Source organism: Thermogutta sp. (assembly GCF_014359955.1).
Lineage (GTDB): Bacteria > Planctomycetota > Planctomycetia > Pirellulales > Thermoguttaceae > Thermogutta.
In genome coordinates this window covers 1-9,473 of the sequence record NZ_JACIYL010000090.1, presented here as the reverse complement: position 1 = coordinate 9,473, position 9,473 = coordinate 1, and the positions used below count along the sequence as shown (strand labels likewise).

Here is a 9,473-nt window from a genome sequence, read left to right as displayed (position 1 = left end):
GAGGCAGTCTGTATACAGCATAAGGCAATCGACATTGGCAACTAAACTGTATTATTCGCTTGCGATCCTGACTCGTTACTTCATCAATATTTTGAAGATCTATCTCATCGAAAATTCCGCTGCTGCGCAAATTTTCCATGAACCTCTGGACATCTTGCACCACAGCAGCCTGGCCGGTAATTGTGACACGGTACACAGAATTCTCGAGATTGTCCAATGACTCTCGAAGTTGCCGCTGAATCTGATCAGGAGTCTGGGTATTCTCTTCAACCGCTGCGATATTGAGCGACACATTTTTCTCCTCCGGCCGTTCGAGCTCTATCTGAATTCGTTCCAGTCGGTCATCCGGTGGCACGGCGAGAAAGATGCGGTACATAAGCCAGCCCACGGGCACCCCGCCTCGTATCACCGACACATCGTTAGCTTTGGCCAAACCCTTCACGAGTCGGTCTTTTATCTCCTGCTCCTCTTGACAGGCCTTTTCCAATACAGGCAGCCCGACACGAAGCGATTCCCGTAACCTCAGCAACTCAGCCAGTTCCCAGGCCTGCCGAATAACGCCAACCGTGCCTGCAAGGAGAATGACTCCTATTCCGCACAGACTCAGCAGCACTCGGCGGCGTTTTTCCAGCGACGCCCGATAGGCTGCCGGAAGAAAGTCGAGCTCAATCTTACTGGCGACCGACATTGTGACTACCTGACTTCACATGGGAGCACCGGCTGTTTCTTCCATACTCACCTTGTCCCGAGATTCGCGCTGGGGTCTTCCCGAATGAAGCGACAACCCCAAAGCGATATCCCACCCGGCTGACTCTCCAATTCTCGAGCTATACTTTATGGCACGGAAGCAGTCCAGAATATCGACCGGAATTTCGAAAAATCGGCTTACCAGTTCCTGGAGTTCAGCAGTCGCCTCCCCACCTGAAAGCACAATTCTTTCCGCGGGTTCACCGCGAAACGTCACATTGCAGTAGCGGAAACAACGCGATAGCTCGTCCAGCCAGCGGTTCCACACGGGTCGCAAAGTGTCGCGCACGGTGGCCACAACTTCGGGATCACGATGTCCCGCTCGTCGCTCACCGTAACTGCGGCGCAGCGATCGCGCCGAGTCTTCCGGAATATGGAATTGCCGAGCAATCGTGAGGTCAAACTCTCTTCCCCCGAGAGGGAAATACTTTGCAAAAAGGAGGCGCTCGTTTCGGACAGTGACCACGAGAGTGGCACGATTGCCAATGTGGACAAACATCATTGTCTGCTTCCGATCACTCTGACGTCGATACTGGCGTGCGGCCGCCCGTACCAGTGCCAGCGGTTCGGCATCGATGGCAACGGGCAATAATTTCGCCTGTTCTGCGATGCGCAATTTACGTTCGATGGCAGCGCGCTTGGCAACTATCAGTACCAGCTCTTGCCGCTGCAGCTCTCCTTGCTGAACCACGCCCGCTGGAAGAAAACGAACTTCGACGTCGTCAAGCTCCAGGTTGGCTCGATTGCGGGCTTCTTCCAGTACCACGTCGGCAATGCTTTTGCCGGGCAATGGCGACACGCGAATGCTTTGAACGGTGATCTCGTCGAAACCGAGCCCCAAAACGACTCGTCTGCCTCGAAAACGCCCACGCTTCAACAGATCCTGGATACATTGCGCAAGAATGCTTTCCGCCGCCTGCTGATCGCTGGGCAGGCGTGGAACATCAACTTCGGCAACTTCCAGTACCTCGTTGCGAGTTCCGTTCAGTTGCACCGCTTTTATCGTGCACGTGCCGATATCGAGACCGATCGGACTCGCGCGATCCCACAATGTCTGAAACATTGCAGGTCATCCTTTCACTTATTCGAATAATAACGATATTGACAACAGTGCGTTATTTCATTCATCCGCCTGATATCAGTCCCGCGGGAGGAGGGATCGCATCCGATAGGCCCCGCGTGACTTTTCCCGTTTCGCCGTCCACGATAACCGTCACGTACCGTGTGGCTGCCTCTGTTCCCGCTTTCAACCAGATAATAAATCCCAAGCCATTTGTCGGCGCTCCCTCGGCACCGAACTCGATTTTGCTTTCTGCCCGCATAACGGCTCCAAGTTCCGCCGCTGCGACAATCTCAACATCACCAAGTGTGTCTCGAAACTTTGCTAGGTCGAGGATCCGCACAGTTGCATCCGTGGACTCAGTCGTTATCAACTCTCGCGGGAGCGCATTCAGCACTGCATTTGTCCCGCTATGCCGCAACATAAGTCTGTTCTGAGCTTTATCAACAGTGACGGTGTAGTTGCTGTTGTAGCCGATGGCCAGGCTTCTCGCTAATTCCAGCTCACTGGCAACCATGTTCGCCGCAGCTCGCAGCCGCTCGTGGATGGTCGGTTGCGAACTTGGTAGTACCAATCCCGCTATGATCGCCATGATTAATATGACGATCATGAGCTCCAGAAGTGTTACCCCGCGACGCCGGTTCATCACAATGACTCATTTAGTCATTGATTATCATGGTTACATTACTACTGTGTTGACTGTGTTGACGTGTTTTGATCATCAGCTGGGACCTGATGAGAAACGGCCATCTTGCGCAACAACTCGTTCTGCTCCTTTAACAGAGAATTTTGTTGCGACATCAGCTCGTTTTGACGCGTCAGTAATTCCCTGATTCTTCGCAACTCAGCAATCATTTCGATTCGTTGTTCCACACTATTGGCAAATGGTGGCTGCGCTCGCGTTGGATCTGCCACTGAGGTGATCTGAACAAAACCTAGCATAAAACCCACTGCGGCGCTAACCAGAATGATCATTGCTACTTTTGGAATAATTGACATATGTGTTTTTTCCCTCCTTTCCAGTACCGGACAGTCTTTTCTGGCCAGAATGTCCTGTCAGTTTTCCAAAACGCGCACGATTTTCCATCGCAGCCCCGGACTGCTTTCAATTGCTGTATAATCCTGGGGAGCTGGTGCATAGACCGTGTTCGAGGCGTCTTTCCAATGGTATGCTATTGCCAAAGGTCGGTCCCAGAACCGCACTTTCGGCGCAGGATCCAACCCAAACTGCCGCAGCCAGAGCGGAAAATACCTGTCGTCGCCCGTGGCATACGGCTTCTGCTTCTGAAAATCGGACAATTTTTTATCCCAATCCACGCTATCCCAGGGGGTTCGCGGATCGATACGGAATCTGGTGGCAAATACTTTTCCCAGAAACGTAATATCTGTCGTGTCGGGAGACTTTTTGATTTGAACCTCGCCAAATGCTCCCACCAAGCCTTCGATCTGCCGTCCCGTGCCTTGTTCGACTCGCAGGTTTTTACACACGAGAACCGGTAACTCTACTGCGTTCTTGTCGGACGAAATAGACAGCATCGGCACCGCCCGAAGCGCCAGGTTACTCCCGGAAATGATCACATCACCTGTAACAATAACGGTTCCCGTCCACTGGACATTATCCTGAAGGGTGAGATTTCCTGAACGGAAATACAAACCGCACGGGTTTATCACTGGATCGGGAGTCAGTGTCACGTCTGCAAGGACGCTCGGTAACTGAGGCACCGTATAGACAGGTCCCCCGGGATATATCCGATATTGGTTCAACGTACCAGGAGATTGAAGGTCTCCTCCAGGATACTGGGGAAAAAGCGAGATCAGTGACACATTGAGCCATAAGAGCGCATTAAGATCGTCCAGTGCCTGCAAATAAGCTGGCCAGCGAACCGTTCCAGTAAATGGTCGGTAGTCAGGATAACCTGCCTGCGTCATTGCGTATAGATCCGACAGGTACTGGTACCTGGGATTGCTGCTCGGATAGTCTGGAGCAACTCTCACCGCAGCCTGAAAACGCACCGGACCGGCGACCTGGCACGGTATGTTAAATCGATTGGTATCCGAGCCGGTCTGATAAATCGTATATTTTTGGATGGTGTTCCAGTCCGACGGCTCGGGAGCGAGTGCCCGCGGCTCTAATTCGACAATCCAGGTCTTCTCACACACAGAGGGATACTCACTTTCTCCCGAGAGCCAGGCACTGCCTTTGGCTTTGAGGGTCACCCGATAGGGATACCGATCAAAATCGGAATCTCCGGCCTGAAGAGTCGCGTCACCGGCAACATAGGTTACCTCGAAAGCTTCATTGGGCGCACAGGATCCCGCCACCACGGTGCCCACACCCGGCCAATTGGGCGAAAACATTTTTGCAAAGGCGATCGACAACCCAGACTCAGCCGCGGCTTCCGCTTTCTCCCTGAGCTGCCCGTTGCGCACGATTCGGTAGTGGATACTCATCACACAAAGGGCGCTGTACCCCAGTGCCATAGCCCCGATAACGGTCAAAAGGACTACGAGGAGAATAAATCCTCTCCGCTGCGAACGCCTACCATTTAGATATCCTTTGATCGTCATGGTTTCCACTTGAACATTCATTGGGTGACTCTGTTTTCTTTTTGCAGAGTATAATAAAAAGACAGGGATCCTATAAATGTCCGACAATATGGTGCGTCGAATCCAGCAGTGGTGGGTGAGGGCGCCAGTTGCATCTCTATCCGAATTCGCACCCTTCGTTGCCCTCTGTCGGGTGCAAAGAGGCCCTGCGGCCAGGAAAGATCTTCCCAACTGAGCGAGCTGTTTTTCCACTCTTCTATAGAAGGCGCCATTTCTAAATAAAATCGAACAGCCCCTAACTTCTGATCCCCCAGGAGGAAGTATCGCAACCTGTTGGTCAGGAGAATACTCGGCAACGCAGTATTGGTGCGAATCTGCTCCACAAGTGACCGCCACCCCGCTCCATCGTCCACAGGCGGCGCCACCGCCTGGGAGTCTGGCATTGTGTATTCCCGCAATTCATCGGGGGCCTGCTCTGCTGGCATAAAGAACACGAGTTCGTTCAGCCGCGGCCGGCCTGTGGGATCGGCAGGTTTGCCGTCAGCCGGCATCCACACCACCAGGGTCTCTGGAAAGCTAAAACCGGCAGCAACGCGGGGTACTACCAAAACACCGGGAAATTGCTCGTTGGCATAACTGCGTCGAATGGCGCGGTCGATCCTCCGCGTGACTGTTTTCCATACCTGCACGTCTTCAATGGCTGTGCTTGCGGTTTGAAATGTGTCCTCCGCCACCTTGGCCAGTGTTACCACCCCCACGATAAGTGCACCAGTGATTGCCATGGCTAGGAGCATTTCAACCAGCGAAAGAGCGCCACGCTGGCGGCCGTTCGGAAACCCGTGAACAGATATAACAATGAATGGATATTTGCTCGTAGTCATTGGCGAGTCCGCAGAACAACGTAGAGCACACGGCTAACCCGCAGCATAAATACTTCACCACGTCTCGGTCGGTACATGACCAACGACGCGAACGACGCTAGCCATGGGGCGAATCTGGCCCGAGGGAGTTTTCCAGTAAACGGTGACTTCCACCCGCCGGTAATCACTCACCGAACCCCCAGAAAGCGGCTGAGCGAAATTCGTGCTGGAAACGTATTGAACCTTGACCTCTCGCCGGAAGTTTTCCAGTCCGGATGCGATCGCCGGCAAAGGTCGCTGACCAGTGTCGCCTTCCTCACCCAATAGCCGGCCCCATTTGTCGTGGGGTGGCTCGTCGACAAGCCCCGCGTAGTCGTCGATGTCGTCGAATAACGATCGATTACCGGCAGCCCTTTCCAAGGGACTGGGCCCCAACGGGGCATACGGCGATACGCCCGCCTCGCAATAGCGACAGTTGAGAATCTCGTCCATGAGGTCCTGGGCCAACCCCTCGGCAACCTCACGAACGACCAGTTCCTCGCTGTTTTGCATGACCACCCCCAAAGCGAGGACGACCGCCGCCGTGACTGTAGCCAGAAGCGCTACGGCCACCAGCACCTCGACAAGAGTGAACGCTGCTTTGCGTGACCAGGGCTTCATTTCTCAACCATCGCTGACTGACACGGTCCTTAAACCTCTCACGATGCAAGCCGGATCAATCCGGGGCCCAGTTCCTCTCGAATCAAATATAAGCCGTAAAGCACACCACGGCCGATGGCACACACCGGCCGTCATCCAAGGCGCAACGTTCCGTTCTCCGGTAAAAAAAGGGCGGACAGGTTCGTCCGCTCTCAACGCGAGTCCGGTAAACCGGTAGCCCCGCGTTTGCAGGTCAATGATTCTTTTGATTTTGCCAGCGACTCTTCCGATGATATTTTTGACGGACTGTCACGATAGTGTGCAAGGACCGCGACAATCTGTATAATTTGTAGCGACTTTGCGGAGTGGAGCAGAACGGCCCAGCTTCGGGGAAAACGCCGATTCCCCAATGACGAAACAAGAAAGGACGAGAATGATGAAGCTCCCAAAATTGATAGCTGTGACGGTCGTGCTCGTAGCGTGCACGGCTACGGTGGCCAGCTTCGCTGGGGAACGTTTGAGATACGTGCGAGGAACCGGCTTATCGGGACTGGGAAATCCGGCCTGCGGTCGGGACAACACCTGTTGCCCGATTTGCGGCTGTGCTCAGTGTGCCGGTCACCCCTGGCAGGTTGCCCCGCGTGATCCCCGAGTCGGCTGGGGCAGAGGTTGGGGCTGGAGTGGGCACGGTCATGGTCACGCCGCTTATATTCAGCCAGGTCCCCCGACCGCTGCCATCACGTATCCCTATTACACGGTGCGTGGCCCGAGAGATTTCCTGCAGCGCAATCCGAGCCCAATCGGTCCTTGACCCGCCGACCGCAATATTACAGAGTACAGCCTACGGCTTTGACTGACTAACGCGGGGAATGGGACGGCATCGCCTGGTTGTGTCAGTCCCGCGCTCACACGATGCGCAGAGCATCATCAGTCGGCGGCAAGATAGCCCACCGCTCGCCACGATGTCGACGGTCTATTGAATAGTATCCCAAACGAAAACGCTCGCGGATCACGGCGACTGCCACCTCTTGGGCAGTCGTTTTTTTTTACTTTTACGTCAGAAGCCACGGCAGGAAGAGCTGGGCACCTCCCAAAATGAGGAGAAAGCCACTGAAATCCGTGATTGTTGTTAAAATTGGACTGGAAGCCAGGGCAGGATCAATTCCCAGGCGGGAAAGGCCTAATGGTAACACCGCCCCCAAAGAAGTGGCCACGATGGTATTGAGAGTGAGTGCCCCCCCGGCTAACACACCTAAATAAATATTTCCCTGCCAAATCCATCCGACCACTCCGAGCAGAAGACCGATGACCAACCCATTAATAAGGGCGAGCGGAAGTTCGGCCCTGATAACGCGCCACGCATCTCGAGGCGTTATCAAACCGGCGGCCAGTTCGCGAAGAGTGACCCCCAACGACTGATTGCCCGTGTTCCCACCCATATCGGAAATGATGGGCAGGAAAAATACTAATGCCAGCACCTGGGCTATCGTATTCTCAAAAAGCGGAATGACGCTTGCTGCAATAAGATCCAGAACGAGATTGATGGACAGCCAGACGGTCCGCCCCTTAATGCGTTCCTTGAGGGCCATCGACCGAATTTCTTCTCCGCCGGCAATACCGAGCAACTTCAAGAAACTGCGGCTGGCCCGCTCCGCCATGGCCTCCTCCACATCCTGGCGCCGGACCATCCCCACCAGCCTGCCGGACGAGTCCACTACGGGAAGCCCAAAAAATCGATACTTTCGAAATAGATGATCTAAATCCCTTAGCGGTGTATCAACATGGACGGAGACTGGATCGTTAATTTCGAGGGCGGCCAAACTTTGGTATGGAGCACTTAGAAGAAGATCACGCACGCGCAGGACACCCCGCAACAGCCCGTCCGAGTCTATGGTGTAAATATAAAGAACGTCATATGTTCTGTATTTTTCGGCATTTTGTCGTAAATCCCGGATGACATCGTCAACCGCCAGCGATTCGTTATACGCCAGATACTCGGTGATCATCAAACCGCCGGCGGTTTCTGGACCGTAGCGGAGGAGCCGACGGGCATCTTCCGCCTCGCCCGGCAACATTTGCTTCAGAAACTCCTCCGATCGCTCAGGGGCAACAGCTCCCAGCAGGTCCGCCTGTTCGTTGCTCGGCATCTGATCGAGGATCGCAGCCGCCCGAAGACTGTCCATGGCTTCGAGCACGTCCGCCGCCTGGCTCTCGGGGAGCTCAAGAAGGATCTCGGCCGCTTCGTCGGAATCGATCAATTCCATCAACCGGGTCTGATCCTCCAGGCCTAAATGCCATAGAATATGGGGAAGCTCACCCGGTGGAATTTTCTGGACGATTCGGGTAACTGAGCCAACATCCTTTTTCTCAATAGCCTCCTGCAGTTCACTGGCGAGCTCTTCTATTTTCGTGTCGATTTCGCTATTTTTCGGTAACTCGCTCATATGTTCGTTTTCCACGGATATGTCTGTAAAATGGGGCCACGTTATTTACATTCAATCACTTTGTATACTTGAGTGACTGAGAGATGCGACAGCGAGTTTCACTAACTACGGAGAATCTCAGTGAGTGCCTCCACCAGCGTATCCACATCGGAGAAGTCATTATAGGCATGGGGACTCAACCGCAATCGTCCTGATCTCACGCTGGTGACAATACCTCGCTCTAACAATTTCCGATGCACACTGCCGAGCGATTCACTGGGCCACTCCACCGCAACAATGCCACTCGCATGGTCCCTCGTCGTTCGATCGCTGGCGATATTAAGCCCCAAACTTGCAAGTCGCCCGGCCAAATAATCAGTCAGATCCAAAACTCGATTTTCCAATCGCCTGGTCCCATAGCCTTGAAGCAATTGAAGGGAAGCGTGAAGACCGATAAACCCGACCATATTGGCGGAACCGCCTTCATACCGCGCGGCGCTCGGTTTCAGCCGAAATTCTATTCGATCGAAATCAAATGCGTGCTCCACGCTATTCCAGCCGAGGCTGGTCGGCCGAAGTATCTCCCAAAGCGGCTCTCGCACAAAGAGAATCCCCGCACCCTCGGGCCCCAGAAGCCACTTGTGGCCATCTGCCGCCAGAAAATCAATCCCTGCCTCATGAACATCCAAGGAGAATACCCCAAGGCCCTGAATCGCATCGAGAAACAAATAAGCCCCCACTCGATGAGCAATGTCAGCCAGATCACCAGGGTTGTGGCGCCACCCCAAATGGTAGCTCACCCAACTCACGGAAAGAATGCGGGTTCGGTTGTCACACGCGGCTGCCAGATCTTCTATCCGCACACGGCCTTCCTTGGCGGGCACCCGGCGGACTTCCACACCTCTTTCCCGTAGCGCTAGCCAGGGATACTGATTCGCCGGAAACTCATCGGCCGGTATTACCACGTTGTCCCCGGCACGCCAGGGGAATCCCTCGGCCACTATCGAGACTCCATGGCTCGTATTTCTCACCAGGGCAATTTCCGACAGAGACGCTCCCAGGAGGCTCGCCACACCTGCACGCAGTTGCTCGAGGTTCCCCGCCCATTGCTTCCATGCCACGTCGCCCATCTCGGCAGCCTCGCGTGCCCACCGGACGATCGCATACCGGCTGACGTCCGGCAATGGAGAGACTGCC

Annotated in this window: 10 protein-coding genes; 1 reads left to right on the top strand and 9 read right to left on the bottom strand. The window is 54.4% G+C overall.

Annotated elements, in window-relative coordinates:
* From H5U08_RS04640 to H5U08_RS04610, 7 genes are all read right to left on the bottom strand, one after another.
* On the bottom strand, positions 1 to 688 hold a 688-nt coding region (locus tag H5U08_RS04640; RefSeq protein ID WP_297030738.1), incomplete at its 3' end, for a PilN domain-containing protein.
* Between the two features lie 15 nt (positions 689 to 703).
* The gene (gene pilM, locus H5U08_RS04635) at positions 704 to 1,810 is read right to left on the bottom strand and encodes a pilus assembly protein PilM (RefSeq protein ID WP_297030736.1); all 1,107 of its coding nucleotides are present in this window, start codon (positions 1,808 to 1,810) and stop codon (positions 704 to 706) included.
* Positions 1,811 to 1,871: 61 nt separating this feature from the next.
* Complete coding sequence (locus tag H5U08_RS04630) at positions 1,872 to 2,453, bottom strand: prepilin-type N-terminal cleavage/methylation domain-containing protein (RefSeq protein WP_297030733.1); 582 nt, start codon at positions 2,451 to 2,453, stop codon at positions 1,872 to 1,874.
* Positions 2,454 to 2,494: 41 nt separating this feature from the next.
* Positions 2,495 to 2,806, bottom strand: coding sequence for a hypothetical protein (locus tag H5U08_RS04625; protein ID WP_297030731.1), 312 nt, complete (start codon positions 2,804 to 2,806; stop codon positions 2,495 to 2,497).
* 57 nt (positions 2,807 to 2,863) lie between these two features.
* Positions 2,864 to 4,375, bottom strand: coding sequence for a hypothetical protein (locus H5U08_RS04620; protein WP_297030728.1), 1,512 nt, complete (start codon positions 4,373 to 4,375; stop codon positions 2,864 to 2,866).
* 17 nt (positions 4,376 to 4,392) lie between these two features.
* A complete protein-coding gene (locus H5U08_RS04615) occupies positions 4,393 to 5,136 on the bottom strand; it encodes a hypothetical protein (RefSeq protein ID WP_297030726.1) in 744 nt (247 codons plus the stop codon).
* A 153-nt stretch (positions 5,137 to 5,289) separates the two neighbouring features.
* Positions 5,290 to 5,874 (bottom strand): type II secretion system protein, encoded by a 585-nt coding sequence (locus H5U08_RS04610; RefSeq protein WP_297030723.1) that lies wholly within the window; start codon positions 5,872 to 5,874, stop codon positions 5,290 to 5,292.
* A gap of 412 nt (positions 5,875 to 6,286) precedes the next feature.
* Between H5U08_RS04610 and H5U08_RS04605 the strand changes: the two genes are divergently transcribed.
* Positions 6,287 to 6,664: a hypothetical protein gene (locus tag H5U08_RS04605; protein WP_297030720.1), complete on the top strand. Its 378-nt coding sequence runs from the start codon at positions 6,287 to 6,289 to the stop codon at positions 6,662 to 6,664.
* A 241-nt stretch (positions 6,665 to 6,905) separates the two neighbouring features.
* Here the strand turns inward: H5U08_RS04605 and mgtE are convergent, their stop codons facing one another.
* Both mgtE and H5U08_RS04595 read right to left on the bottom strand, forming a co-directional pair.
* Entirely contained in the window at positions 6,906 to 8,297 is a 1,392-nt protein-coding gene (mgtE, locus tag H5U08_RS04600; RefSeq protein ID WP_297030717.1) for a magnesium transporter, read from the bottom strand.
* A 101-nt stretch (positions 8,298 to 8,398) separates the two neighbouring features.
* Positions 8,399 to 9,473, bottom strand: a 1,075-nt coding sequence (locus H5U08_RS04595; RefSeq protein WP_297030714.1) for an aminotransferase class V-fold PLP-dependent enzyme, incomplete at its 5' end; no start/stop codon positions are given.

Coding starts and splice junctions, on each gene's coding strand:
- H5U08_RS04625 (WP_297030731.1), bottom strand. CDS start 2,806: ATGTCAATTATTCCAAAAGTAGCAATGATCATTCTGGTTAGCGCCGCA.
- mgtE (WP_297030717.1), bottom strand. CDS start 8,297: ATGAGCGAGTTACCGAAAAATAGCGAAATCGACACGAAAATAGAAGAG.
- H5U08_RS04620 (WP_297030728.1), bottom strand. CDS start 4,375: ATGACGATCAAAGGATATCTAAATGGTAGGCGTTCGCAGCGGAGAGGA.
- pilM (WP_297030736.1), bottom strand. CDS start 1,810: ATGTTTCAGACATTGTGGGATCGCGCGAGTCCGATCGGTCTCGATATC.
- H5U08_RS04610 (WP_297030723.1), bottom strand. CDS start 5,874: ATGAAGCCCTGGTCACGCAAAGCAGCGTTCACTCTTGTCGAGGTGCTG.
- H5U08_RS04605 (WP_297030720.1), top strand. CDS start 6,287: ATGATGAAGCTCCCAAAATTGATAGCTGTGACGGTCGTGCTCGTAGCG.
- H5U08_RS04630 (WP_297030733.1), bottom strand. CDS start 2,453: ATGAACCGGCGTCGCGGGGTAACACTTCTGGAGCTCATGATCGTCATA.
- H5U08_RS04615 (WP_297030726.1), bottom strand. CDS start 5,136: ATGGCAATCACTGGTGCACTTATCGTGGGGGTGGTAACACTGGCCAAG.